This window comes from Azospirillum oleiclasticum (assembly GCF_013423485.1).
In the GTDB taxonomy this organism is placed as follows: domain Bacteria; phylum Pseudomonadota; class Alphaproteobacteria; order Azospirillales; family Azospirillaceae; genus Azospirillum; species Azospirillum oleiclasticum.
Genome location: NZ_JABFFR010000005.1, coordinates 382,965 through 408,204, shown reverse-complemented (window position 1 = coordinate 408,204; position 25,240 = coordinate 382,965). Strand labels below are relative to the sequence as shown.

Sequence of the window (25,240 nt, the reverse complement as noted above, 5' to 3'; positions counted from 1 at the left end):
CAGGAGGATCCCATGGCGTATGAGCTGTTCTATTGGCCCGGCCTCCAGGGGCGGGGCGAGTTCGTCCGGCTGGCCTTCGAGGCCGTCGGCGCCGCCTACACCGACGTCGCGCGCACCCCCGGCGGGGAGGAGCGGATGGCGGCGCTGCTCGACGGCCCGGATCAGACCACCCCGCCCTTCGCGCCACCCTTTCTGCGCGACGGCGACCTCGTGATCGCCCAGGTCGCGGCGATCCTCCAGCATGTCGGCCCCGCCCTCGGCCTCGTCCCCGACGACGCGGCAGGCCGGATCTGGACGCACCAGATCCAGCTCACCATCGCCGATGCCGTCGCCGAGGCGCACGACACCCATCACCCCATCGCGTCCAGCCTCTATTACGAGGATCAGACGGCCGAGGCGGCGCGGCGGACGCGGCATTTCCGCGAGGAGCGCATCCCGAAATTCCTGGGCTGGTTCGAAACGGTGCTGGCCCGCAACCCGACCGGCCCCGCGCACCTCGCCGGCGACCGGCTGACCTACGCCGACACCTCCCTGTTCCAGCTTGTGGAGGGGCTGCGCTACGCCTTTCCCAACACCATGCGGCGCGGGGAGGGGGCCTGGCCGCGGGTGACGGCGCTGCGCGACCGGGTGGCGGCGGTGCCGGGGATCGCGGCCTATCTGCGGTCGGAGCGGCGGATCCCCTTCAACGAATACGGGATCTTCCGCCATTACCCGGAGCTGGATCCGTAAGCGACGCCCCCTGTATGAAGGGCGCATCGGAACACCACCCCAACCGGACGATCATGACCGACTGCCCCTGCGGCTCCGGCCGCGCCTACGACGACTGTTGCGGCCCCATCATCGCCGGCGCTCCGGCGCCCACGCCGGACGCGCTGATGCGCTCGCGCTACACCGCCTATGTCCGGCGTGACTTCGACCACATCGAGCGCACCCAGCTGCCGGGCGACTTCGACCGGGCGGAAGCCGAGAAGGCCGCCGACGCGGTCGAATGGCTGGGGCTCGACGTCCGCAAGACCGCGGTCGACGGCGACACGGGCATCGTGGAGTTCGCCGCCCGCTTCCGCCACACCGGCCGCGAGGCGCTGCACCACGAGTTGTCCCGCTTCCGCCGCGAGGATGGGCGCTGGCTCTATGTGGACGGCGACATGAACCCCAAGCAGCCGCCGCGCCGGGTGGAGAAGATCGGCCGCAACGACCCCTGCCCCTGCGGATCGGGCCGGAAGCACAAGAAGTGCTGCGGCGCCTGACGCGCCTGCGACCCACGCGACCCCTTGCATATGCCGTGAATTGACGGTACGGGGGCGAGCACGTCATTGTTGGCGTGGCCCGCAAAGATCGGGCCTGCGCCGCAGGGGGCGACAAGACGAAAGGGAGAGGAAGTCCATCATGAAAGTCCGTTACCTGCTGGGCGCGGTCGCCGCGCTCGCCCTGACCACCGCCGCCGCCCGTGCCGAGTATCCGGAGCGCGAGCTCCAGGGTGTCATCATGTGGGGGGCCGGCGGCGCCACCGACACCGTCGCCCGCGCCGTCACCCCGCATGTCGAGGAGGCGCTCGGCAAGAAGATCGTGCTGGTCAACAAGGCCGGCGGCGCCGGCGCCATCTCCACCGCCTTCGTCAACGCCGCCCCGGCGGATGGCTACACCCTGCTGTACGGTGCGGAGAACCCGCAGGTGCACGGCGTGCTCGCCCTGTCGGAGCTGGACTACTCCGCCTTCTACCCGGTCAACGTGCTGGCGCGCGGCATCGCGGTGATCGTCGCCGGCAAGGACGCGCCCTGGAACAGCGTCAAGGAGCTGGTCGAGGACGCGCAGAAGCGGCCCGGCAAGATCAAGATGGGCTCCACCGGTCCCGGCGGCCTGCCGCATGTGGTGGGCGCGCTGCTCAACTCGGTCGAGGCGTACAAGGTCACCGCGGTGCCCTTCGACGGCGAGGGTCCCGGCCTGACTGCGCTGCAGGGCGGCCATGTCGACTTCATGCCGGTCGGTCTCAGCGCCGCCGGCGAGCACATCAAGGCCGGCCGGGTGAAGGTGCTGGGCGTGGTCAACGACAAGGAGGTGCCGTCGCTGCCCGGCGTGGCGCCGATCACCAAGGACTTCCCCGGCTTCTCCAAATACCTGCCCTGGGGTCCCTTCTACGGCATCTGGGTGAAGAAGGACGTGCCGGACGCGGCGAAGAAGACGCTGGTCGATGCCTTCCGCAAGGGCGCCGAGAACCCGCAGTTCACCCAGCTCATGGTCGAGCGCGGCAACGTCATGATGAACATCTCGGGTGCCGAGGCCGACGCCTTCCTGAAGAAGTGGCAGGCGGTGACCACCTGGGTCCTGCACGACGCCGGCGCCACCAAGCAGTCCCCGGAGAAGTTCGGCATCGCACGGCCGTAAGGCATAGCCGGCACCCCCCACCCAACCCTCCCCCCGCTGGGCGGGGGGAGGGTTGGGTGGGGGCCGAAGGCTGCCGATGAATCGGTGATAAGGATCGTCACATGAACGTCCTGCGGCGGCGGCGGGCGGGGGAGTCCGTGTTCGGGGTCCTGCTGCTGCTTTTCAGCGTACTGGCCTTCGTCCAGGCCTACCGGATCTCCGGCTTCTCCTCGATCAGCTCGGCGGGGGTCTTCCCGATGGCGGCGGCCGGGGCCATGGTGCTGTCGGCGGCGGCGGTGATCGCCGGCAACCGCCGCATGCGTCCGCCCACCGACCACGGCGGGGCGGAGAGCGTGGCGCGGCGCTTCTTCACCGACGTGGCCCCGCCGGCGGTGCTGGCCTTCATCGCGCTCGTCGTCCTCTACATGCTGACGTTGGACTGGCTGGGCTTCGTCGTCGGCTCCGGCCTCTTCCTGTTCGGCGGCATAACGCTGCTGCACCGGCGCGGGCTGGTCAGCGGGCTGCTGATCAGCGCCGCGTCGCTGGCGGCGATCTACGTGGTGTTCCGGCTGGTCTTCTCGGTGGTGCTGCCGGCGGGGAGGCTGTTCCAGTGACCGACGCGCTGTCCTATTTCGCCATGGGCTGGCTCGACCCGTGGCTGCTGATGCTGACCGCGGCCGGCACCTTCGCCGGCATCTACATCGGCGCCATTCCCGGCCTGTCGGTGACGATGGCGGTGTCGGTGCTGATCTCCTTCACCTTCACCTGGCCGGTCAACGACGCGCTGGCGCTGATGGCCGGCATCTATATGGGAGGGGTCTACGGCGGCTCGCGCACCGCGATCCTGCTGAACATCCCCGGTGCGCCCAGCGCCATCGCCACGGCGCTCGACGGCTACCCGCTGGCCAAGCGGGGGGAGGCGGGGATCGCCATCGGCATCAGCACGGTGGTGTCGGTGATCGGCGGCTTCGTCGGAATCCTGGCGCTGGCGGTGGCGGCGCCCGCCATTTCCGACTTCGCGCTGATGTTCGCGCCGCGCGACTATCTGCTGCTCGCCATCATGGGCATCCTGCTGGTCGGCAGCCTGTCCGGCGAATCGCTGGCGAAGGGCGTGTTCTCCGGCGCGCTCGGCGTGCTGATCGGCATGGTCGGGCTGGACCCGATGACGGCCGAGCAGCGCTTCACCTTCGGCTCGGTCAACTTGCTGGGCGGCATCCCCTATGTGGCGGCGATGATCGGCTTCTTCGGGGTGTCGGAGGCGCTGGTCCAGCTCCACACCCTGCACATGCCGGCAATCAAGCAGCAGGTCTCGCGCATCGTGCCGTCCTGGAAGCTGGTGAAGCGCTTCCTGCCCTTGTCGCTGCGCTCCTCGGCGCTGGGGGTGATCATCGGGGCGCTGCCGGGCACAGGCGGCGACATCGCCGCGCTGATGGCCTACGACCAAGCGCGCCGCACCGTGAAGAACCCGACGCGCCCCTTCGGGGAGGGGGCGTACGAGGGGTTGGTGGCGCCGGAATCGGCCAACAACGCGGCGGTCGGCGGCGCCTACATCCCGATGCTGACCCTGGGCATCCCCGGCGATGCGGTGACCGCGGTGATCATCGGCGCGCTGTTCATCCATGGTCTGAAGCCCGGCCCGATGCTGATGATCGAGACGCCGCACCTGTTCTGGTACACGGTCGGCAACCTGACGCTCGCCAACATCTTCCTGCTGATCTTCGGGCTGACCGGCATCCGTTTCTTCACGCGCATCGTGGAATGTCCGAAGGGCATCCTGCTGCCGCTGATCCTGGTGCTGTCGGCCGTCGGCACCTACGCCATCCAGAACAACCCGGTGGACATCTACTGGATGCTGGGCTTCGGGCTGTTCGGCTATTTCCTGAAGATGTACGGGTTCGAGGTGGGGCCGGTGATCCTCGGCATCATCCTCGGTCCGCTGATGGACGTGTCCTACCGCCGCGCCGTGATCTCGGTGGAGGACAGCTTCCCGGCCTTCCTCTGGGACCTCGTATCGAACCCGCTGACCGCGGCCCTGACGCTGGCTCTGGCGGCGTTGCTGCTGGCGCAGACGCCCGTGGCCTCGCTGTGGAAGCGGCGGCGCTGAGCCGCCGTCGGTGCGGATGCCGGTGGTGAAGGGCAGGCGGCCCGTCGCCAGCAGCGCATCGACGATGCCGCCCCCTGCCCCGCTGACCAGCGCCACCCCGCGTTCCGGTCCGCCCATCACCGGCTCCTACCGCGAAATCGGTTGCCGTGCCGGCCTTTGGCCGGTTGTATTTGAAGGAATTGGTCGGGAAAGCCGGAATCGGCGATCCGACCTTGCGCGCCGGCGGCGCGGGATCGCATCATGCGCCGCCGCCAGCCCAAGGCGACGGTAACGGGAGGGAACACGGTACGATGACAGGGCGCCTGCTGCTGGGCTGCGTCGCCGACGATTACACCGGCGCGTCGGACCTCGCCAACACGCTCGCGAAATCCGGGCTGCGCACGGTGCAGACCATCGGGGTGGACGGGCTGGCCCTTGCTCCCGACGATGCCGAGGCGATCGTCGTCGCGCTGAAGAGCCGCTCCATCGAGCCGGAAGACGCCGTGCGCCTGTCGGTTGAGGCGTGGCGGCACCTGAAGGAGCGCGGCGCCCGCCAGTGCTATTTCAAATACTGCTCGACCTTCGACAGCACCGAACGCGGCAACATCGGCCCCGTCACCGACGCGCTGATGGCGGAGACGGGGGCCACCATGGCCGTGGCCTGCCCGACCTTCCCGGAGAACGGGCGCACGGTCTACCAGGGCCACCTGTTCGTGTGGGCGCAGCCGCTGGACGAATCGCCGCTGCGCGACCACCCGCTCAACCCCATGCGCGACGCCAACCTCGTGCGCGTGCTCCAGGCGCAGAGCGGCACCCGCGTCGGGCTGGTGCCCTGGCAGGATGTCGCCGCCGGCGGGCAAGCGATCCGCGCAAGGCTGGCCGCGCTGCAAGGGCAGGGGATCGGTGCCGCCATCGTCGATGCGATCACGCTGGACGACCTGACCGTCATCGGTGCGGCCTGCCACGACCACCCGCTGGTCACCGGCGCCTCCGGCCTCGCCGCCGGGCTGGCCGCCAACTTCATCAAGGCCGGGGCCGCGGCCGGGCAGGGCAGCACCGACCTGCCGCCGGTCGCGGGGCCGGAGGTGCTGATCGCCGGAAGCTGCTCCCCCGCCACGCTGGCGCAGGTGGAGCGCGCCGCGGCGCGCTACCCGGTCATCCGGCTGGACGTGGACGCCGTGCTCTCTGGCCGCGACGAGGTGGCGCGGGTGGCGGCGGAGGCGCGCGGCCACCTTGGGGAACGCCCCATGCTGATCGTCTCCAGCGCCACGCCCGACGACCTGCGCCGGGTGCAGGAGACGCACGGCCGCGACGCCGCCGGTCGCGCCGTGGAGCAGGCGCTTGCCGCCGTCGCCGCCGCCCTCGCCGGGGCCGGCGCACGCCGCTTCGTGGTGGCGGGAGGCGAGACCTCGGGTGCCGTGGTGGACGCGCTGGGCGTGCAGGCCCTGCGCATCGGGCCGGAGATCGCACCCGGCGTACCGGCCATGGTCGGTCTGGGCGAGCGCGCGTTCGCCCTGGCGCTCAAGTCCGGCAATTTCGGCGGGCCCGACTTCTTCGCCGACGCGCTGGGGGTGATGCCGTGAGTGCCGAGGCCAAGGCGCGCGACGCCCTTTGCCTCATGGGGGAGCGACTCTACGCCCGCGGCCTCGTGCATGGCGCCACCGGCAACCTGTCGGTGCGGCTGGAGGATGGCTGGCTCGTCACCCCCACCAACGTCAGCCTCGCCGAGCTGGACCCGGCCCGGCTCGCCCGGCTTGACGCGCAGGGGCGTCACACCGGCGGCGACAAGCCGTCGAAGGAGGCGTTCCTGCACACCTGCGTCTACGACGTGCGCCCCGACGCCGGTGCCATCATCCACACCCACTCCACCCATTCCGCCGCCGTCTCCTGCCTCGCCCACGACCCGGGCGCGCCGGTGCTGCCGCCGCTGACCGCCTATTACGTGATGCGCGTCGGCGATCTGGCGCTGGTGCCCTATTTCCGGCCGGGCGACGAGCGGCTGGCGCTGGCGGTGCGGGAGGTGGCGGTGAAGCACGCCGCCGTCCTGCTCGCCAACCACGGCCCGGTCATCGCCGGCAAATCGCTGACCGACGCGCTCTACGCGCTGGAGGAGCTGGAGGAGACCGCCAAGCTCCACTTCCTCCTGCACGGCCACCCCACCCGCCCGCTGACGGCGGAACAGGTGGCGGAGTTGAACGCGGTGTTCCGGAGCTAGGGCCGCTTCCCGGACCCCTGGCCTCACCCGGCCGCCGTCGCCGCGCCGCCCGCCGTGCGATTCGGGTCCAGCAGCCATTTCCAGATGTCGGCGTTCCGATGCTCGGCGCTGGCGCGCAGGAGAGTGTCGTTCCGCTCGTCGGTGAATCGGACCGTCCGGCCGGAGCGCAGGATCATCAGGAAAAGCCGGCGGAACATCGCGACGGTGCTGTTGGGATTGCTGCGCTGCTCCCACAAGGCGCCCACCGAGTCCAGGCTGTAGTAGGTCGAGTGATGGCAGCTGATGGCCAGCGTGTCGGCCAGCAGTGCGGCCGTCCAAGCCTCCACGCCGCCGCGAACCGGTGCCGCGTCCCACGCCGCCAGCGGCGGCAGGAAAGGCCGCTCGGCAAGCGCTGCGGCGACGGTGCCGGCTCCCTGGTCAAGCAGGGGCTGCAAATGCTTCATCATCTCGCCACGACGGCCATAGGCGCGCAGTGCGCGCAGCAGGCTGAGGCGTGTCGCCGGGTGATCCTCCGCCTTCAAGGACTCCTCGAGCCCGGTCACGCCGCGAAGAAGCAGCCCGATGCGCTCGGCCGGTGATCGCTGCTCATCCTCCGCGGCCAGAACGCAGGCAAGCGCGTTCCCGGTGGCCGCACCCCGGAGCCATCCGTTCGCCAAACCGGCGGCGAAGGGCCGTGAACCCAGCAGGGTGCCGGGATCGGGCTGCGGCAGTGACAGCGTGGAGGCGTCGTTCACCTCCCTGGCCAGGAGACCGCGCGCGGCTAGCCGGGCGGCGCGCTCCGGCTTGCAGGCGAAGAGATTGACTTGGAAATAGTCATATCCGGCGGTCAGGTCGACGGGGGCCAGCAGCCCCAGCCCGGGGACCAGCCGGTAGATGCCGTAGCCCATCGCCACGAAAGCGATCGCCAGCGCTGCCTGTTCGCCGCTGGTGCGCTGGATCTCGAACATGATGAGCGGCTGGCATTCCGTGAGGAACCGCGTGCCGGCCCTCAGAATTTTCTCCTCCTCTCCCTCGGCGTCGAGTTTGACGAAGTCGATCGCCGGAGCGCCGAGCCGCTGCCAGGTGGCATCGAGGGTATCGAGCCGCACCTCCTCGGTCTCCCCGGCCAGACGGTGCAGGGAGTTGCCCTCGCTCTGCGTGGTCGAGACGCCCATCGGCGCCGTACCGGCGCGATCGGAAAGCGCGCAGTCGAGGACGGTGATGCGGTCAAGGAAGCCGTTCTCATGGATCGACCGGCGCAGCAGCGACAAGGGTTGCGACGACGGCTCGAATGCCCAGACATGCCCGGCATCCTTCATCAACGCCGCCATCGTCAAGGTATAGACGCCGTGGTTGGCCCCAATATCGAAGGCCAGCATTCCCGGCTCTATGCAGCGACGCACAAACGAGATCTCGTCCTCGAACCAGTCTTCAAGCTCCAACAATATATACGTCGTCAAATATTCCAGATCGGCCTTTACTGAAATCCTGACATTATCGGGTATTTCTATGGCAAATACAGTCATTGTAAAGTCCGCATCCGGTATCATTGTCGATACCGTATCCGGATCAGGGTTGAATGTCGATCCGCAAATTTGCAGTAGTCGCACACACCGCCGACGTCATTCGTCGGCCTGCCAAAGAAGCCCGCGTCGTTTGAACCAGTCCAGGCTCCACCGCGACGTTTGCGGATTCGCAAGGAAGCGCCGGAGCCGGCGGGGCAGGGTTCCCGAGCGCCCCGTGGGGGCGCCTTTGTCCGTCGTGCCCAAATCACCGTCACCATGCGGTACTGACGGCCTCACCCGATCCACTCGCGACCAGCGCGCCACCGGTTGAATATGATATTATTCTAATATAAACATGCGGGTGACGAACGGCCCCGATCGTCACCCGCATAGGAGTTCCACCATGAAAGCCCGCATCCTCGCCACGGCGCTGCTGTTTGCCGCCACGGCGGTCGCCACGGTTCCTGCCCGCGCCGACGGCGACCACCCGCTGTTCGTCGTCGTTACGAGCCCCGACGCCCAGACCCAGGCCATGGCGATGATCCTGTCCGCGGAAGCGGTGAAGAAGAAGGTCCCCGTCCGCATGCTGCTGTGCGGCCCCGGCGGCGATCTGGCCCTGAAGGCGAACGCCGGCCCGGCGATGAAGCCATCCGGCAAGACTCCACAGCAGATGATGCAGGGCCTGATCCAGGGTGGGGCCACGGTGGAATTGTGCGCGCTCTATCTGCCCAACAGCGGCGGCAAGACCGAGGCCGACCTGATCGACGGGGTGAAGCCGACCCGTCCACCGGTCGTCTCCGACTTCATGCTGACGTCCGACGTGCGTTACTTCACCTTCTGAGCGGCGATGGAATGACGCTTCGTTCGGGATGGCCGGCAGCCCGATCGAAGCGTCATTCCATCCGAACGCCGCGGATATTTTCCATAATGTTAGTTATCAAACTTTTTGCTGTAGGCCGGGTGGATTCAAGGTCGAAGTGCGACTCTCTAATGATATCAGTGGCTTATGCCGCGATGGCCGCATGGGAACGCCGTCTTCTCACAGAGATGTGGCTGGCGGTGGAGAGCGACTTCAGCGACCCGCACAGCTCCGGTGGATTCACGTCGGGATGGCTCGTGGCATCATTTATTCTTTCGACAGAAACCTCCTTTGACTCGTTCCGAGTGCATCGGTAGGTCTTTGTGGCTGGACTATTAGAATTGCATGCGATTGCACGCAATAGAATCTAAGGGTAGGCAAACAAAAATGAGATGGAGGCTGCCCGTGAAGTCTTATTCCCTCATTCTCAATTTCCCGCATGCCGCTGTGGACGCAATCAACCGCGCGGGGCAGAAGGTCGTTCTGGTCAAATCGGTGACCGGTGGTGGCGGTCGGACGGCCTGGGTGACATTCGCGCCGTTTCAACAAAACGTGGTTATCTGGAGCGGGCAGTACGGCATTTACGCCTCAACCAGCCAGATCGAGACCGGCGCGATGATCACCCAATGCTCGATCGTCGATCCGGCCCAGACCGGCGTCGAATACCCGTTCCAACACAACACGTTCCAGTCGGCCGCCGTGCCCGATACCTGGACCGTGTCGCCGACCCAGTACGCCACGGGGAATGAGAACGGCGGTGCCCTGACCTTCGGCCTTCGGCAGGCGGCATCGGTGAACGGCACGCGCGTGATCACGGGCCCGGTGAACGCCGTCTCGGTCCTGCCCGGACAGCACGCGATCTTCCAGCCGCACGAGAGAATCTGCGTATTCGTGGAGTCCAACGTCGACAACGGTGCGGTCGTCTCCACCGTGTCGTCGAACTCCACGACGATCGACCTGACCACGACGACCTCCCAGACCGCGACCTACAACGCGGCCACCGGTACGTTCGTCGTCGGCTGACACCGATCACGAACGCAAGGCGCATGGGGGAAAGCACATGGCATACATGGTGGTCGACGGGCAGAACCAGTGGAACTACCAGCCCGATAGCCAGCAGATCACGAACACCAACGTCACGGTGACGATGTCCACCAACGACGGCCTGAACGCCGTGGCGTCCGGCCCGACCCGGGCGGGGAACGTGGTGGCGAACACCCAGCAGTACGGCGTCACGCTGCCGGGGTCCTTCAGCGGCATGGTGGTGACGTTCCGCCGGACCTGATCCCGCGGGTGCGAAGCGCGACGAGGGGTACGCCGACCGGTCGGCGTACCCTTCCGTCCAGCCGGGCAGGATTGCGCCGTTGTTGTCGGGGATCGGGACAACGGCACGCCGTGGCGCTGCCTGGGCTGACGCACGCCGGCCGAGGGCTCATACCATCGGCCATGGACGTTGACACGTCCAAGGCACCCTCATACGGCGGGCGGGGCCATCCGGCCCCTTGCCTTCACGCCCATGCGGGCGTGGGGCCGCGGTCGCGGCCCTCCAACGGCACGAGTCAAGCTCTCGTGCAGTTGGTATTACAGGCCAATCCGCACCTATGCCTTTGGACTGGCCGACCCGATCCCGTGCTTCTGGAGCTTGGCGTACAGGTTCGTGCGTGACAGGCCCAGCGCGCGGGCGGCCTCCAGCTTGTTGCCGCCGGACTCCTCCAGCGCCTTCTGGATCAGGGTGCGTTCCAGCTCATCCACCGCCTCGGCGAGCGGGCGGCTGCGGGCCGGTTGGGTCGGGCGGCTCGCGGCCGGCAGGATGTCGGCGAAATCGGCACCTTCTATGCGCGGCCCGTCGGTGCGGACATAGACCTGCTCGATGACGTTCGCCAGCTCGCGCACGTTGCCCGGCCAGTCGTGCGCGTGCAGCCGGTCGAGCGCCGACGGCGTGAGCTCGCGCATCGGCTGGTTGATGCCGGCGGCGGCCCGTTCGGAGAACAGGGAAGCCAGGATCTCCAAATCCTCCTTGCGGTCGCGCAGCGCCGGCAGCTGGATGGGAAAGACGTTGAGACGGTAGTAGAGATCGGCGCGGAAGGCGTCGGCGCGCACCATGTCCGGCAGCGAACGGCTGGTGGCGGCGATGATGCGCACATCGACCGTGACGATCTGGTTTGACCCCAGCGGCTCCACCTCCCGTTCCTGCAACACGCGCAGCAGCTTGGCCTGCAGGGGCAGCGGCATGTCGCCGATCTCGTCCAGGAACAGCGTGCCGCCATGGGCGAGCTGGAATTTCCCGGGGCGCGGCTGGCGGGCGGCACCGGTGTAGGCGCCGGGCGCGACGCCGAAGAACTCCGCCTCCAGCAAATTCTCCGGCACCGCGGCCACATTGACGCCGACGAAGGGCCGGTCGGCGCGCTCGGACGCGGCGTGGATCGCGTGCGCCACCAGCTCCTTGCCGGTCCCCGTCTCGCCCAGCAGCAGCACGCCCGACCCGCTCTGCCCGGCCTTGCGCACGAGACGCTTCACCTGGAGCATCGGCGGGCTGAAGCCGACCAGATTCTCCACCGTGTATTTCGGCGCCCGGCTGGCGGCCAGCTCCTGCTCCATCCGCGCCAGGCGGGTCTGCAGCGTGTTGAAGCGCTCGGCGATCGGGCGGAGATAGGTCAGGCTGTTCTTCAGGGCAAAGGCGATGGCGCCGATGACAGCACCATCGCCGTCGCGCAGCGGCAGGCGGCTGACCAGCAGCGTGTGGTCGCCGTAGCGCATGATGTCCAGCGGCAGCGAACGGCCGGTCTCAACCACCTCCCGCATGCGGCTGTGCGGGATCACCTGTTCGACCGGCCGGCCGACCAGATCCGCCGGGGAGCGCAGGCCCAGCGATGCCATCCGCTGGTCGGTGAACCAGACATGCTTGTCGTTGGACCACAGGATGCGGACGTCCTTGTCCACCAGGATGGCGCCGTCGATCATCTCGTCGATCATCGTCATCAGGTCGCGGGCGGCGGCGAAATGCCCGTTCAGCTCCATCCGCATGGCCGTGTCCCTCCCCTGCCCGTCTGTCAGTATTCCGGACAGTGTGTGTCAAAATCCGGGACGGTTGGAAAGGCCTGATTTGCGGGGTGCAGGCCGCCCCGACATCCGAGCGTGTGCCAAATCCGGGACGGATGCCCCGGCACGCACCCCATTCTCCCAATCAAACCACTGAAAAAGAACGGAATTTTAGTTTGGCACACACATTGCTAACAGTATTGGCAACCGGAGGATTGGCGACAAAGAACCGCCGTCCGGGACCGAGGGGAGGATACATGACAGGCCGTCGCATCGGCATCATCGGCGCCGGGCTCATGGGGCACGGGATCGCGCAGGCCTTCGCGGAGGCCGGGCACCGCGTCGATGTGCTGGAGCCCGATCCGACCCGGCGGGCGGGGATCACCGACCGTATCCGCCGGAACCTGGAGGAGCTGGGGCGCGACACCGGCGCCGCCGGCCGCGTGCACGCCTGCGCGACCATGGAAGAGGCCGCGGCCGAGGCGGATGTGGTGATCGAGGCGGTGCCGGAGGATCTCGACCTCAAGCGGCGCGTCTTCCTGGCGATGGAGGCGGTGGCGCCGCCGCACGCGCTGCTGGCGAGCAACACGTCGGTGATCCCGATCACCCAAATCGTCGAGCCGCTGCGCAACAAATCCCGCGCCATGGGCACCCACTGGTGGAATCCGCCGCACCTGATCCCGCTGGTCGAGGTGGTGCAGACGCCGGACACCGCCGAGACCGCCATCGCCACGATGATCGCGCTGCTCACCGCCATCGGCAAGACGCCGGTGCATGTCCGCAAGGACGTTCCCGGCTTCATCGGCAACCGCCTGCAGCACGCGCTGTGGCGGGAGGCGATCGCGCTCGTCCAGAACGGGGTCTGCGACGCGGAGACCGTCGATGCGGTGGTCAAGGCCAGCTTCGGCCGCCGCCTCGCCGTCCTCGGGCCGCTGGAGAACGCCGACCTCGTCGGCACCGACCTGACGCTGGCGGTGCACGGCTATCTGCTGGGCGATCTCGACCGCTCCGCCGAGCCGCAGCCGCTGCTGCGCGAGCTGGTCGCGTCCGGCCGGCTCGGCATGAAGACGGGCGCTGGCTTCCGGACCTGGACGGAGGCGCAGACGGTTGAAACCCACAGCCGTCTGGCGGCCCATCTCCGCCGCCTGGATAATCCCGCAGGCGGCTGACCGCCGCACCCACCCGAGACACACACCACGATCCCCGGCCCAACGCGCCGGGCACACAGGAGGGCCACAGCATGGCCGCATCATCGAAACCGGTCATCATAAGCTGCGCGCTGACGGGGTCGATCCACACCCCGACCATGTCCGACGCGCTGCCGGTGACGCCGGACGAGATCGTCGAGCAGGGCGTCGGCGCCGCCGAGGCCGGTGCCGCGATCCTGCATCTGCACGCCCGCGACCCGCAGACCGGGCAGCCGTCGCCCGATCCGGCAGTGTTCATGCAGTTCCTGCCGCGGCTGAAGCAGTCCACCGACGCGGTGCTCAACATCACAACCGGCGGCTCCCTCGCCATGACGGTGCAGGAGCGGCTGGCCGCCCCGCTGCTGGCCAAGCCGGAGATGTGCTCGCTCAACATGGGCTCGATGAACTTCGGCATCTTCCCGCTGGCCGACCGCTACAAGGACTGGAAGCACGATTGGGAAGAGCCCTATCTGCGGAGCACCGACGACTTCATTTTCCGCAACACCTTCCGCGACATCGCCTACATTCTTGAGCATCTGGGTGAAGGCTGCGGCACGCGGTTCGAGTTCGAGTGCTACGACGTCGGCCACCTCTACAACCTCGCCCATTTCCTCGACCGCGGGCTGGTGAAACCGCCGCTCTTCGTGCAGACGATCTTCGGCATCCTCGGCGGGATCGGGGCGGAGCACCGCAACCTCGTCTTCATGCGCGAGACCGCCGACCATCTGTTCGGCGACGCCTACGAATGGTCGGTGCTGGCCGCCGGCCGCCACCAGATGCCCTTCGTCACCATGGCCGGCGTGATGGGCGGCAACGTCCGCGTCGGGCTGGAGGACAGCCTGTACCTCGGCAAGGGCCGCATGGCCCGCAACAGCGCCGAGCAGGTCGCGAAGATCAGACGCATCCTGGAGGAACTGTCGCTCACCATAGCCACCCCCGCCGAGGCGCGCGCGCGGCTCGGCCTGAAGGGCGGCGACCAGACCGCCTTCTGAGCCGGACCCGGCGCCAACGGAGTGAACGAGATGAAGAACAGAAACGCGGTCGTGACCGGGGCCACCAGCGGGATCGGCCTGTCGACGGCCCGCCTGCTGGCCGCGCGCGGCTGTAACGTTGTGCTGAACGGGCTGGGCGACCGGGAGGAGATCGAGCGTCTCTGCGCCGGGATCGCGGCGGAGACCGGCTCCACGGTCGTCTTCTCCCCCGCCGACCTCAGCCGGCCGGAAGAGACCCGCGGCCTGATCGCGGAGGCCGCCGCCACGCTGGGGCCGATCGACATCCTGGTGAACAACGCCGGGGTGCAGCATGTCGCGGCGCTGCACGAGTTCCCCGAGGAGAAGTGGGACCTCGTCCTGGCGGTCAACCTCAGCGCCGCCTTCCACGCCATCAAGGCGGTGCTGCCGTCGATGATGGAGCGGCGCTGGGGCCGCATCGTCAACACCGCCTCCGTCCTCGGCATGGTCGGGGCGCCGCACAAGCCGGCCTATGTCGCCGCCAAGCACGGGCTGGTCGGGCTGACCAAGGCGGTGGCGATCGAGGCGGCACCCCACGGCATCACCTGCAACGCCGTGTGCCCCGGCACGGTGATGACCCCCATCATCGAGCGGCAGATCGCCCAGCAGGCGCAGGTGACCGGCCTGGCCGAGGATCAGGTCCTCAACACCGTCTTCCTCCAGCGGATGCCGACCGGCAAGCCGGTCCAGCCGGAGGAGGTCGCGGAGATGATCGCCTTCCTGTGCTCCGACGCCGCGGCGTCGGTCACCGGAGCCGCCATCCCGGTGGACGGCGGCTACACCACCCATTGAGCCGGCCCACTGACACAGCCGGGCCGGCCGAACCGCCGGCCCGTCCCAACCACAGAAAACACCACCCAAGGGAGCGAACCATGCGCAGCATCCTTCTTGCCGGCACCGCCCTCGCCACTCTGGCCTCCGGCGCGGCGCACGCGCAGATGTCGGACAACGTCATCAAGATCGGCATGCTGTCCGACCGTTCGGGCATCTACGCCGACATCAACGGCGAGGGCTCGGCCATCGCGGCGCGGCTGGCGGCCGAGGAGTTCGGCAACGCCGTCAACGGCACCAAGGTCGAGATCATCGTCGGCGACCACCAGAACAAGGCCGACATCGCCGCCAACCTCGCCCGCCAGTGGATCGACACCGAGAAGGTCGATGTCGTCGCCGACGTGCCGAACTCCGCCGCGGCGCTGGCGGTGCAGGTGATCACCCGCGACAAGAAGCGGCTGTTCCTGATGTCCGGCCCCGGCTCCACCGACCTGACGGGCAAGGAGTGCAGCCCCTACGGCTTCCACTGGACCTGGGACAACCACGCCGTCGCCTCCGCCACCGCCCGCGCGCTGGTCGAGCAGGGCCGCAAGAGCTGGTACTTCCTCACCGCCGACTACGCCTTCGGCCATTCGCTTGAGGCCGAGGCCGCCAGCACCCTGAAGGAGATCGGCGGCACCGTGAAGGGCGGCGTGCGCCACCCGCTCGGCACCTCGGATTTCTCGTCCTTCCTGTTGCAGGCGCAGTCGTCGGGCGCCCAGGTCGTCGGCTTCGCCAACGCCGGCGGCGACACCATCAACGCGGTCAAGCAGGCGTCCGAATTCGGCCTGCCCCAGGGCGGCCAGACGATGGCGGCGCTGCTGCTGAACATCAACGACGTGCACGCGCTGGGCCTGCCCATCGCGCAGGGCCTGACGCTGGCGAACTCCTTCTACTGGGACATGACCGACGAGACCCGCGCCTGGTCGAAGCGCTTCGAGGAGCGGACGGGGCGCAAGCCGTCGATGAACCAGGCCGGCGTCTATTCCTCCGTCAAGCATTACCTGAAGGCGGTGCAGGAAGCCGGCACCGACGATCCCGACAAGGTCGCCGCCAAGATGCGCGGCATGCCGGTCAACGACATGATGATGAAGGACGTGCGCATCGCCGACAACGGCCGCGTCATGAACCACATGTACCTGCTCCAAGTGAAGACCCCGGCGGAGAGCAAGCATCCCTGGGATTACTTCAAGGTGCTGAAGGACATCCCCGGCGACCAGGCCTACATCGACCCGAAGAAGAGCGGCTGCCCGCTTGTGAAGTGACGGCGCGACGGGTGGGGAGCCGACGGGTTCCCCGCCCCTCTCCTCGCCCTTCCACACGCTCGCCCTTCCACATCCTGGCCGGCAACCGGACCCACGACGATGCACGACACGATCCTGGAGGCCGTCGGACTCACCAAGGAGTTCAAGGGCTTCACGGCGGTGAAGGAGGTCAACCTCCAGGTCCGCCGCGGCACCATCCACGCGCTGATCGGCCCCAACGGGGCCGGCAAGAGCACCGTCTTCAACCTGCTCACCAAATTCCTGCCGCCCACGGCGGGCCGCATCCTGTTCAAGGGCCGCGACATCACCGCCATGCGGCCGGCCGACGTGGCGCGGCTGGGGCTGGTGCGCTCCTTCCAGATCTCGGCGGTGTTCCCGCACCTGACGGTGCTGGAGAATGTCCGGGTCGCCCTGCAACGGCACCAGGGCACCAGCTTCCATTTCTGGAAGGCGGAATCCTCCCTGCACGCGCTGCACGAGCGGGCGACGGCGCTGATCGAGGCGGTCAACCTCACCCCCTGGACCGGCCACACGGCGGCGGAACTGCCCTACGGCCGCAAGCGCGCGCTGGAGATCGCCACCACCCTGGCGCTCGATCCTGAGGTGATGCTGCTCGACGAGCCGCTGGCCGGCATGGGGCACGAGGACATCGAGCGCACGGCGGCCCTCATCAAGCGCGTCGCGGCCGACCGCACCATCCTGATGGTGGAGCACAATCTGTCGGTCGTCGCCCATTTGTCCGACACCATCACCGTGCTCCGCCGCGGCGAGGTCCTGGCGGAGGGGCCTTACGCGGTGGTGTCGCGCAACGCCGAGGTCATGGAGGCCTACATGGGCACCGGAACCCACGGGGCGGGTCATGCCTGACACCCCCATGCTGGAAATCGCCGACCTGCACGCCTTCTACGGCGAAAGCCACATCCTGCACGGGGTGGGGCTGGAGGTGCGGCAGGGCGAGGTGGTCACGCTGCTCGGCCGCAACGGTGCGGGCAAGACCACGACCATGCGTGCGGTGATGGGCATCGTGTCCAAGCGCACCGGCTCCATCCGCTTCCGCGGCACCGAGCTGGTCGGCATGGCGCAGCACCGGGTGGCCCGGCTCGGCATCGGTTATGTGCCGGAGGAGCGCGGCATCTTCTCCAGCCTGTCGGTGGACGAGAACCTGACGCTGCCGCCGGTGGTGAAGCCCGGCGGCATGACGGTCGCGCAGATTCACGAGCTGTTCCCCAACCTCGTGGGCCGCGGCTCCACGCAGGGCACCCGGCTGTCCGGCGGCGAGCAGCAGATGCTGGCGGTCGCCCGCATCCTGCGCACCGGCGCCGACCTGATCCTGCTCGACGAGCCGACCGAGGGTCTCGCCCCCGTCATCATCGAACAGATCGGCCGCGCCATCCACGCGCTGAAGCGGCGCGGCTTCACCATCCTGATGGTGGAACAGAACTTCCGCTTCGCCGCCACCATCGCCGACCGCCACTACGTGATGGAGGAGGGCCACGTCGTGGACATGATCCCCAACGACCAGCTCGCCGCCAACAGCGAGAAGCTGCACACGTATCTCGGGGTCTGAGTCAAGAAACACCAGGGAGGAGCTGGCCGCATGGTCACGCTGTTCGGAATCCCGACGCAGGCGCTGTTCGGGCAACTGCTGCTCGGGCTGATCAACGGGTCGTTCTACGCCCTGCTGAGCCTTGGGCTTGCCGTGATCTTCGGCATGCTCAACGTGATCAACTTCGCGCATGGCGCCCTCTACATGGTGGGCGCCTTCGCCGCATGGCTGCTGATGCAGCATTTCGGAATCGGCTACTGGCCGGCGCTGCTGCTGGCGCCGCTGCTGGTCGGGCTGTTCGGTGTCGTGCTGGAGAAGACGATGCTGAGCCGGCTGTACAAGCTGGACCATCTCTACGGCCTGCTGCTGACCTTTGGCGTCGCGCTGATCCTGGAGGGGGCGTTCCGCCACTGGTACGGTGCCTCCGGCCAGCCCTACCCTATCCCCGACGCGCTGCGCGGCGGCCAGAATCTGGGCTTCATGTTCCTACCCAATTACCGCGGCTGGGTGATCGTCGCTTCGCTGATCACCTGTCTGGGCACATGGTACGCCATCGAGCGGACGCGGCTCGGCGCCTACCTGCGCGCCGCCACCGAGAACCCGACGCTTGTGCAGGCCTTCGGCATCAACGTGCCGGTCATGGTCACGCTGACCTACGGCTTCGGGGTGGCGCTGGCCGGCTTGGCCGGCGTTCTGGCCGCGCCGATCTATCAGGTCAATCCGCTGATGGGCTCGAACCTCATCGTGGTCGTCTTCGCGGTGGTGGTGATCGGCGGCATGGGCTCGATCCTGGGCGCCATCGTCACCGGGCTGGGGCTGGGGCTGCTGGAGGGGCTGGCGAAGGTCGTCTACCCCGAGGCGTCCAACATCGTGGTGTTCGTCGTGATGGCGATCGTCCTTCTCATCAAGCCCGCGGGCCTCTTCGGGCGGGAGCGCTGAGCCATGACCAGCAAGATTTCAAGCGCCGTCCTTCCGGCCGCGGCACCGCACACGGCGGACCGCGACCGCGGCACCCGCATCGCCCTGATCCTCCTCGGCCTCGGCGTGGCGGTCGCCGCACCCTTCCTGCTCTACCCCGTCTTCGTCATGAAGGTGCTGTGCTTCGCGCTGTTCGCCTGCGCCTTCAACCTGCTGATCGGCTTCGCCGGGCTGCTCAGCTTCGGGCATGCGGCCTTCTTCGGCGGGGCGGCCTACGTCACCGCGCACGCCGCCAAGGTGTGGGGGCTGGAGCCGGCGCTCAGCATCCTGCTGGGCACCGCATCGGCGGCCCTGATGGGCCTCGTCTTCGGGGCGCTGGCGATCCGGCGGCAGGGCATCTACTTCGCGATGATCACGCTGGCGCTGTCGCAGATGGTCTTCTTCCTGGCGCTGCAACTGCCCTTCACCGGCGGCGAGGACGGCATCCAGGGCGTGCCGCGCGGCCGGCTGTTCGGGCTGTTCGACCTGAACCAGCCGCTGGTGATGTATTACTTCGTGCTGGCGGTGTTCCTGGCCGGCTTCGCGCTGATCTGGCGCACCGTGCACTCCCCCTTCGGCCAGGTGCTGAAGGCGATCCGCGAGAACGAGCCGCGCGCCGTGTCGCTGGGCTACCGCACGGAACGCTACAAGCTGCTGGCCTTCGTGCTGTCGGCTTCGCTCGCCGGGCTGGCGGGCGGCACCAAGGCGCTGGTCTTCCAGCTCGCCAGCTTGACCGACGTGACGTGGCAGATGTCGGGCGAGGTGGTGCTGATGACGCTTCTGGGCGGCATGGGGACCCTGCTGGGTCCCGTGGTGGGCGCAGGCTTCGTGGTGGCGCTGGGCAACTATCTGGCCGCCACCAGCCTGCCGGTGCCGGTGGTGATCGGCGCCATCTTCGTGGTCTGCGTGCTGCTCTTCCGCCGCGGCATCGTGGGCGAGATCGCCCACCACCTGCGCCGCCGCAGCACCTGAGGGGCGAACAGCCGGTGCTGACCGGCACGGGAACGGCAGGAACGGCGGGATGGTTCTGCACAGCGGGGTATGTTAGATTGCCTTTTCAACAATCACGGGACAGGTCAATTCGACCGGCGGCTGGACAGATCGGGACGATGCCAGCGGGTGGGGATCGCGCGACCGTGAGACGATGGAAGGGACCGTCCGCATGCCCGCCGTTCTCAGCTCGAAGATCACCACCACCGTGTCCCATGCGACGAACGGTCAGCAGTCCTCGGGAAGCAGCGGCGATCTGGCCAACCAGATCGCCGCGGTTTATGCCGAGCGCATCGCCGCACTGGATAAAAGCATTCAGGACGAATTGACCAATATACAAAACATGAACAATTGGTTGTCGCTTGCGAAGCCGGCTTTGAACCTGCTTGAGCAGAAACGCCCATCGTCGCCGACCGTTACGGTCGATGTCAGACAGCTCACCTTTTCGAACAGTGGCAACACCGCAAAGCTCGACGCCTTCCTCAAGGACGCGGGTTTCTCCGGCAACACGGCCACGCCGTGGAATCAGCAGCAATTCAGCGATGCCACGACTTGGTTGAAAACGAAGATCGATACGGTGACCGCCAATTTGCAGCTGTCTCTCCTGAGACTTCAGGCGCTGATGGACAAGAAGCAACAGTCGTTTGACCAAATGACCGCCATGATGAACGCTTTCAAGAACGCCTTGAACAAGCCGAACACACCGTTCCCGCCAAGGTAGCGGTCGCCGCCCTGCCCGACCGGCTAGGTGCGACCCCACCCCGGAGAGTTCCCACCCCTGCCTGCCCGGGCGTTCCGGGCAAGGCGCCGCCCCCGTAGGCTTCCTCCATCGCAACCGCCACGGAGGGCCCCAGGATGTCGGCACGGCACCCCATCATCGCCATCACCGGCTCGTCCGGGGCCGGCACCACCTCGGTCACCCGCACCTTCGAGGAGATTTTCCGGCGCGAGGCCGTGAAGGCCGCCATCGTCGAGGGCGACAGCTTCCACCGCTTCGACCGCGTGGAGATGAAGGCGGAGCTGGCGCAGCGGCTGGCGGCGGGCGATCACACATTCAGCCATTTCGGGCCTGAATCGAACCTGTTCCCCGAGCTGGAGGCGATGTTCCGCACCTACGCGGAGACGGGCACCGGCCGCTACCGCAAATACCTGCACGACGCGGCGGAGGCCGCCCCCTACAACCAGCCCCCCGGCACCTTCACCGCGTGGGAGGACCTGCCGGCCAGCGACATGCTCTTCTACGAGGGGCTGCACGGGGCCGTCGCCTGCGGCGAGGTGGACGTGTCCCGCCACCCCGACCTGCTGATCGGCGTGGTGCCGGTGATCAATCTGGAGTGGATCCAGAAGATCCACCGCGACAAGGCCACCCGCGGCTATTCGACGGAAGCCGTCACCGACACCATCCTGCGGCGCATGCACGACTACGTGCACTACATCTGCCCGCAGTTCACCCGCACCCACGTGAACTTCCAGCGGGTGCCGACGGTGGACACCTCCGACCCCTTCATCGCGCGGCACATTCCCACAGCCGACCAGAGCTTCGTGGTGATCCGCTTCGCCAACCCCAAGGGGATCGACTTCCCCTACCTGCTGAACATGCTGCACGACAGCTTCATGTCGCGCGCCAACACCATCGTGGTGCCCGGCGGCAAGATGGAGATGGCGATGCAGCTCATCTTCACCCCCTTCATCTGGCGCCTGATGGACGAGAAGCGCCGCGCCTGGCGCTCGTAACCAGCCACCGCCCGCGGGAGACCCGACCCATGGCGACGATCACGCTCCGCCAGCTCCTCGACCATGCCGCCGAGCGCGGCTACGGGGTGCCGGCCTTCAACATCAACAACATGGAACAGCTCCTGGCGATCATGAACGCAGCGCGGCGCACCGCCTCGCCGGTCATCCTCCAGGCCAGCCGCGGGGCGCGCGCCTACGCCGGCGATCCCATCCTGCGGCGGCTGGTGGAGGGGGCGGTGGAGCTCTACCCGGAGATCCCCGTCTGCCTGCATCTCGACCACGGCAACGACGTGGACACCTGCCTGTCGGCCATCACCAACGGCTTCACCTCGGTGATGATGGACGGCTCGCTGGAGGCCGACGCCAAGACCCCGGCCAGCTACGCCCATAATCTGTCCGTCACCGGCACCGTTGCCGAACTGGCGCACATGGTCGGCGTCTCGGTGGAAGGCGAGCTTGGCTGCCTCGGCTCGCTGGAGAGCGGCAAGGGCGAGGCGGAGGACGGGCACGGCTTCGAGGGCGCGCTCGGCCGCCACCAGCTGCTGACCGATCCCGTGCAGGCGGCGGAGTTCGTGGCGCGCACGCGGGTCGATGCGCTCGCCGTCGCCATGGGCACCTCACACGGCGCCTACAAATTCTCCCGCCGGCCGGATGGCGACATCCTCGCCATGGATGTGGTGAAGGCGATCCACGAGCGGTTGCCGGGCACGCATCTGGTCATGCACGGCTCCTCCTCCGTCCCGCAGGAGCTGCAGGACATCATCAACGAGCATGGCGGGGAGATGCCCCAGACCTTCGGCGTCCCGGTGGAGGAGATCGTCAACGGCATCCGCTTCGGGGTCCGCAAGATCAACATCGACACCGACTGCCGCATGGCGATGACCGGCCAGTTCCGCAAGGTCGCGGCCCTGAAACGCGCCGAGTTCGACCCGCGCGCCTTTCTGAAGCCGGCCATGGCCGCCATGCAGGCGCTGTGCGAACAGCGCTTCGAACAGTTCGGCACCGCCGGCAACGCGCCGCGCATCACGCCCATCCCGCTGCCGGAGATGGCGAAGCGCTACAAGGCCGGCGCGCTGGCGCCCACGGTCCATTGAAAATCTTCAAGGAGATGCCGCCATGAGCAAAGCCTACAGCGCGGGCGTCAAGGACTACCGCTCGACCTACTGGGAACCGGATTACACCCCGCGGGACAGCGACTTGCTGGCCTGTTTCAAAGTGGTTCCTCAGGACGGTGTGGACGCGGAGGAGGCCGCCGCCGCGGTGGCGGCGGAAAGCTCCACCGGCACCTGGACCACCGTGTGGACCGACCTGCTGACCGACCTCGACCACTACAAGGGCCGCGCCTACCGCATCGAGAAGGTGCCGGGCCAGACCAACAGCTGGTTCGCCTTCGTGGCCTACCCGCTCGATCTGTTCGAGGAGGGCTCGGTCGTCAACGTGCTGACCTCCATCGCCGGCAACGTGTTCGGCTTCAAGGCGGTGCGATCGCTGCGGCTGGAGGACATCCGCTTCCCGCTGGCCTACGTCACCACCTGCGGCGGCCCGCCGCACGGCATCACGGTCGAGCGCGACCTGATGAACGTCTACGGCCGCCCCATGCTCGGCTGCACCATCAAGCCGAAGCTGGGGCTGTCCGCCAAGAATTACGGGCGCGCGGTGTACGAATGCCTGCGCGGCGGGCTGGACTTCACCAAGGACGACGAGAACGTCAACAGCCAGCCCTTCATGCGCTGGCGCCAGCGCTTCGACTTCGTGGCCGAGGCCATCCACAAGGCGGAGGCCGAGACCGGCGAGCGCAAGGGCCACTACCTCAACGTCACCGCCCCCACGGTGGAGGAGATGTTCCGGCGCGCCGAGCACGCCAAGTCGCTCGGCATGCGCATCATCATGCACGACTACCTGACGGCGGGCTTCACGGCCCACACCTCGCTCGCCAACTGGTGCCGCCAGAACGGCATGCTGCTGCACGTGCACCGGGCGCTGCACGCCGTGCTCGACCGCAACCCCAACCACGGCATCCATTTCCGCGTGCTGGCGAAGGTGCTGCGGCTGATGGGCGGCGACCACCTGCACACCGGCACCGTCGTCGGCAAGCTGGAGGGCGACCGCGAGGCGACGCTCGGCTGGATCGACCTCGTCCGCGAGCGGCGTGTGGCGGAGAACCGCGCCCGCGGCCTGTTCTTCGACCAGGACTGGGGCTTCATGCCCGGCCTGCTGCCGGTGGCGTCCGGCGGCATCCATGTCTGGCACGTGCCGGCGCTGCTGGCGATCTACGGCGACGACGCGGTGTTCCAGTTCGGCGGCGGCACTCTGGGCCACCCCTGGGGCAACGCCGCCGGGGCCGCCGCCAACCGCGTGGCGCTGGAAGCCTGCGTCGAGGCCCGCAACGAGGGCCGCAACCTGGAGCGCGAGGCCCGCGAGATCCTGACCGGCGCCAGCCAGCACAGCAGCGAGCTGCGCGTGGCGATGGAGACCTGGCAGGAAATCCGCTTCGACTTCGACACCGTGGACAAGCTGGCCGCGGTGTGACCCCTTCCGAGGAGACGACCCCATGACCGCCATCCAGGACTACCGCTCCAGCCTCGACGACGCGCGCAGCCGGCGTTACGGCACCTTCTCCTACCTGCCGGAGATGGACGGCGCGCGGCTGCGCACGCTGGTCGATTACGTGATCGCCAAGGGCTGGACCCCCGCCATCGAGCATTCGGAACCGGAGCACGCCGGCGGCAGCTACTGGTACATGTGGAAGCTGCCGCTGTTCGCCGAACGCTCCGTCGATGCCGTGCTGGACGAGGTGAAGGCCTGCCACCGCGAGCATCCCGGCCACATGATCCGGCTGATGGGCTACGACAACCGGCGCCAGACGCAGGGGACCTGCGTGACCATCCATCGTCCGGGCCACCGCCCCGGCGCCTGACCCTCCCTCCCCTCGGCGCTCCTCTCGGCCGGCGCGCCGTTCCTACCCCTCCCCGCGGCGCCCCCCGGCGTCCGGGGAGGGGGCCTTGTCTTCCCCCGCAGTCCCACCCTGGAGGCCCGCCATGCCCGCCATCCGCATCGCCCCGTCCATCCTGTCCGCCGATTTCGCGCGCCTGGGCGAGGAGGTGCGGGCGGTGGACGAGGCCGGGGCCGACTGGATCCACATCGACGTGATGGACGGCCATTTCGTCCCCAACATCACCATCGGCCCGGCGGTCGTTGCGGCGCTGCGCCCACACAGCGCCAAGCCCTTCGACGTGCATCTGATGATCGCCCCCGTCGATCCCTTCATCCCCGCCTTCGCCCGCGCCGGGGCCGACCTGATCGCCTTCCACCCGGAGGCCGGCCCGCACCCGCACCGCACGGTGCAGCTCATCAAGGCGGAGGGGAAGAAGGCCGGTGTGGTGCTGAACCCCGCCACCCCGCTCGCCGCCGTCGAGCATCTGCTGGGCGACATCGACCTCCTGCTGGTGATGACGGTGAACCCCGGTTTCGGCGGGCAGAGCTTCATCGACAGCCAGCTCCCCAAGATCCGCGCGCTCCGCCGCGCCATCGACGAGCTGGGCCGGCCCATCGCGCTGGAGGTGGACGGCGGCATCACCGCGGCGACGGCACCGCTGGCAATCGAGGCCGGGGCCGACACGCTGGTCGCCGGCACCGCCACCTTCGCCGGCGGACCGGACGCCTACGCCGCCAACATCCGCAACTTGCGCGGCTGAACCGG

The 25,240-nt window shown here is 68.1% G+C and carries 26 protein-coding genes; 24 read left to right on the top strand and 2 right to left on the bottom strand.

The genetic code is table 11. From position 1 onward, the window contains the following. The first annotated feature begins 12 nt into the window (after window positions 1-12). The 7 genes from HL658_RS09670 to otnC all read left to right on the top strand — a co-directional run bounded on the left by HL658_RS09670 (window position 13) and on the right by otnC (window position 6,659). Window positions 13-729: a glutathione S-transferase gene (locus HL658_RS09670; protein ID WP_180281756.1), complete on the top strand. Its 717-nt coding sequence runs from the start codon at window positions 13-15 to the stop codon at window positions 727-729. Between the two features lie 14 nt (window positions 730-743). Next, entirely contained in the window at window positions 744-1,247 is a 504-nt protein-coding gene (locus tag HL658_RS09665) for a YchJ family protein (protein ID WP_246337406.1), read from the top strand. Window positions 1,248-1,386: 139 nt separating this feature from the next. Then, the gene (locus HL658_RS09660; RefSeq protein WP_180281755.1) at window positions 1,387-2,382 is read left to right on the top strand and encodes a tripartite tricarboxylate transporter substrate binding protein; all 996 of its coding nucleotides are present in this window, start codon (window positions 1,387-1,389) and stop codon (window positions 2,380-2,382) included. 101 nt (window positions 2,383-2,483) lie between these two features. Beyond that, a complete protein-coding gene (locus HL658_RS09655; protein ID WP_180281754.1) occupies window positions 2,484-2,975 on the top strand; it encodes a tripartite tricarboxylate transporter TctB family protein in 492 nt (163 codons plus the stop codon). Beyond that, a complete protein-coding gene (locus HL658_RS09650) occupies window positions 2,972-4,465 on the top strand; it encodes a tripartite tricarboxylate transporter permease (protein ID WP_180281753.1) in 1,494 nt (497 codons plus the stop codon). The genes HL658_RS09655 and HL658_RS09650 overlap by 4 nt, the downstream gene beginning before the upstream one ends. A gap of 290 nt (window positions 4,466-4,755) precedes the next feature. Then, window positions 4,756-6,027 (top strand): 3-oxo-tetronate kinase, encoded by a 1,272-nt coding sequence (gene otnK, locus HL658_RS09645; protein ID WP_180281752.1) that lies wholly within the window; start codon window positions 4,756-4,758, stop codon window positions 6,025-6,027. Next, window positions 6,024-6,659, top strand: a complete 636-nt coding sequence (gene otnC / locus HL658_RS09640) for a 3-oxo-tetronate 4-phosphate decarboxylase (protein WP_180281751.1) — start codon at window positions 6,024-6,026, stop codon at window positions 6,657-6,659. Before otnK ends, otnC begins: the two co-directional genes overlap by 4 nt. A 23-nt stretch (window positions 6,660-6,682) precedes the next feature. Here the strand turns inward: otnC and HL658_RS09635 are convergent, their stop codons facing one another. Next, the gene (locus HL658_RS09635; RefSeq protein WP_180281750.1) at window positions 6,683-8,164 is read right to left on the bottom strand and encodes an FkbM family methyltransferase; all 1,482 of its coding nucleotides are present in this window, start codon (window positions 8,162-8,164) and stop codon (window positions 6,683-6,685) included. Between the two features lie 382 nt (window positions 8,165-8,546). On the opposite strand from HL658_RS09635, the gene HL658_RS09630 reads away from it, so the two are divergent. The 3 genes from HL658_RS09630 to HL658_RS09620 all read left to right on the top strand — a co-directional run bounded on the left by HL658_RS09630 (window position 8,547) and on the right by HL658_RS09620 (window position 10,287). Beyond that, complete coding sequence (locus tag HL658_RS09630; protein WP_180281749.1) at window positions 8,547-8,984, top strand: DsrE family protein; 438 nt, start codon at window positions 8,547-8,549, stop codon at window positions 8,982-8,984. Between the two features lie 423 nt (window positions 8,985-9,407). Beyond that, window positions 9,408-10,025 carry a hypothetical protein gene (locus HL658_RS09625; RefSeq protein WP_180281748.1) on the top strand — a complete coding sequence of 206 codons (618 nt, stop codon included), beginning with the start codon at window positions 9,408-9,410 and terminating at the stop codon, window positions 10,023-10,025. Window positions 10,026-10,062: 37 nt separating this feature from the next. Further along, window positions 10,063-10,287, top strand: coding sequence for a hypothetical protein (locus tag HL658_RS09620; protein ID WP_180281747.1), 225 nt, complete (start codon window positions 10,063-10,065; stop codon window positions 10,285-10,287). A gap of 314 nt (window positions 10,288-10,601) precedes the next feature. Here HL658_RS09620 and HL658_RS09615 read toward each other — a convergent pair whose 3' ends face one another. Further along, complete coding sequence (locus HL658_RS09615) at window positions 10,602-12,026, bottom strand: sigma-54 interaction domain-containing protein (protein ID WP_211109693.1); 1,425 nt, start codon at window positions 12,024-12,026, stop codon at window positions 10,602-10,604. A gap of 272 nt (window positions 12,027-12,298) precedes the next feature. Here HL658_RS09615 and HL658_RS09610 point away from each other — a divergent pair, with 272 nt between their 5' ends. The 14 genes from HL658_RS09610 (at window position 12,299) to rpe (ending at window position 25,235) form a co-directional block, all read left to right on the top strand. Continuing rightward, window positions 12,299-13,210 carry a 3-hydroxyacyl-CoA dehydrogenase family protein gene (locus HL658_RS09610; RefSeq protein WP_180281721.1) on the top strand — a complete coding sequence of 304 codons (912 nt, stop codon included), beginning with the start codon at window positions 12,299-12,301 and terminating at the stop codon, window positions 13,208-13,210. A gap of 71 nt (window positions 13,211-13,281) precedes the next feature. Beyond that, window positions 13,282-14,220: a 3,5-dioxohexanoate:acetyl-CoA acetone transferase gene (kce, locus tag HL658_RS09605; RefSeq protein WP_180281720.1), complete on the top strand. Its 939-nt coding sequence runs from the start codon at window positions 13,282-13,284 to the stop codon at window positions 14,218-14,220. A gap of 30 nt (window positions 14,221-14,250) precedes the next feature. Beyond that, entirely contained in the window at window positions 14,251-15,030 is a 780-nt protein-coding gene (locus tag HL658_RS09600; protein WP_180281719.1) for a 3-hydroxybutyrate dehydrogenase, read from the top strand. Between the two features lie 80 nt (window positions 15,031-15,110). After that, window positions 15,111-16,313 carry an ABC transporter substrate-binding protein gene (locus tag HL658_RS09595; RefSeq protein ID WP_180281718.1) on the top strand — a complete coding sequence of 401 codons (1,203 nt, stop codon included), beginning with the start codon at window positions 15,111-15,113 and terminating at the stop codon, window positions 16,311-16,313. A 99-nt stretch (window positions 16,314-16,412) separates the two neighbouring features. After that, window positions 16,413-17,180, top strand: coding sequence for an ABC transporter ATP-binding protein (locus HL658_RS09590; protein WP_180281717.1), 768 nt, complete (start codon window positions 16,413-16,415; stop codon window positions 17,178-17,180). Further along, entirely contained in the window at window positions 17,173-17,880 is a 708-nt protein-coding gene (locus HL658_RS09585; protein WP_180281716.1) for an ABC transporter ATP-binding protein, read from the top strand. Before HL658_RS09590 ends, HL658_RS09585 begins: the two co-directional genes overlap by 8 nt. A 30-nt stretch (window positions 17,881-17,910) precedes the next feature. After that, window positions 17,911-18,798: a branched-chain amino acid ABC transporter permease gene (locus HL658_RS09580; protein ID WP_180281715.1), complete on the top strand. Its 888-nt coding sequence runs from the start codon at window positions 17,911-17,913 to the stop codon at window positions 18,796-18,798. A gap of 3 nt (window positions 18,799-18,801) precedes the next feature. Then, on the top strand, window positions 18,802-19,788 hold the full coding sequence (locus HL658_RS09575) for a branched-chain amino acid ABC transporter permease (protein ID WP_180281714.1): 987 nt from the start codon (window positions 18,802-18,804) through the stop codon (window positions 19,786-19,788). Window positions 19,789-19,978: 190 nt separating this feature from the next. Then, entirely contained in the window at window positions 19,979-20,527 is a 549-nt protein-coding gene (locus tag HL658_RS09570) for a hypothetical protein (protein ID WP_180281713.1), read from the top strand. Between the two features lie 134 nt (window positions 20,528-20,661). Further along, complete coding sequence (locus HL658_RS09565; protein WP_180281712.1) at window positions 20,662-21,540, top strand: phosphoribulokinase; 879 nt, start codon at window positions 20,662-20,664, stop codon at window positions 21,538-21,540. Window positions 21,541-21,569: 29 nt separating this feature from the next. After that, complete coding sequence (fba, locus tag HL658_RS09560) at window positions 21,570-22,634, top strand: class II fructose-bisphosphate aldolase (RefSeq protein WP_180281711.1); 1,065 nt, start codon at window positions 21,570-21,572, stop codon at window positions 22,632-22,634. 22 nt (window positions 22,635-22,656) lie between these two features. Then, window positions 22,657-24,069: a form I ribulose bisphosphate carboxylase large subunit gene (locus HL658_RS09555; protein WP_180281710.1), complete on the top strand. Its 1,413-nt coding sequence runs from the start codon at window positions 22,657-22,659 to the stop codon at window positions 24,067-24,069. A gap of 22 nt (window positions 24,070-24,091) precedes the next feature. Further along, window positions 24,092-24,457 (top strand): ribulose bisphosphate carboxylase small subunit, encoded by a 366-nt coding sequence (locus tag HL658_RS09550; RefSeq protein ID WP_180281709.1) that lies wholly within the window; start codon window positions 24,092-24,094, stop codon window positions 24,455-24,457. 121 nt (window positions 24,458-24,578) lie between these two features. Next, window positions 24,579-25,235 (top strand): ribulose-phosphate 3-epimerase, encoded by a 657-nt coding sequence (rpe, locus tag HL658_RS09545; RefSeq protein WP_180281708.1) that lies wholly within the window; start codon window positions 24,579-24,581, stop codon window positions 25,233-25,235. Window positions 25,236-25,240 lie beyond the last annotated feature (5 nt).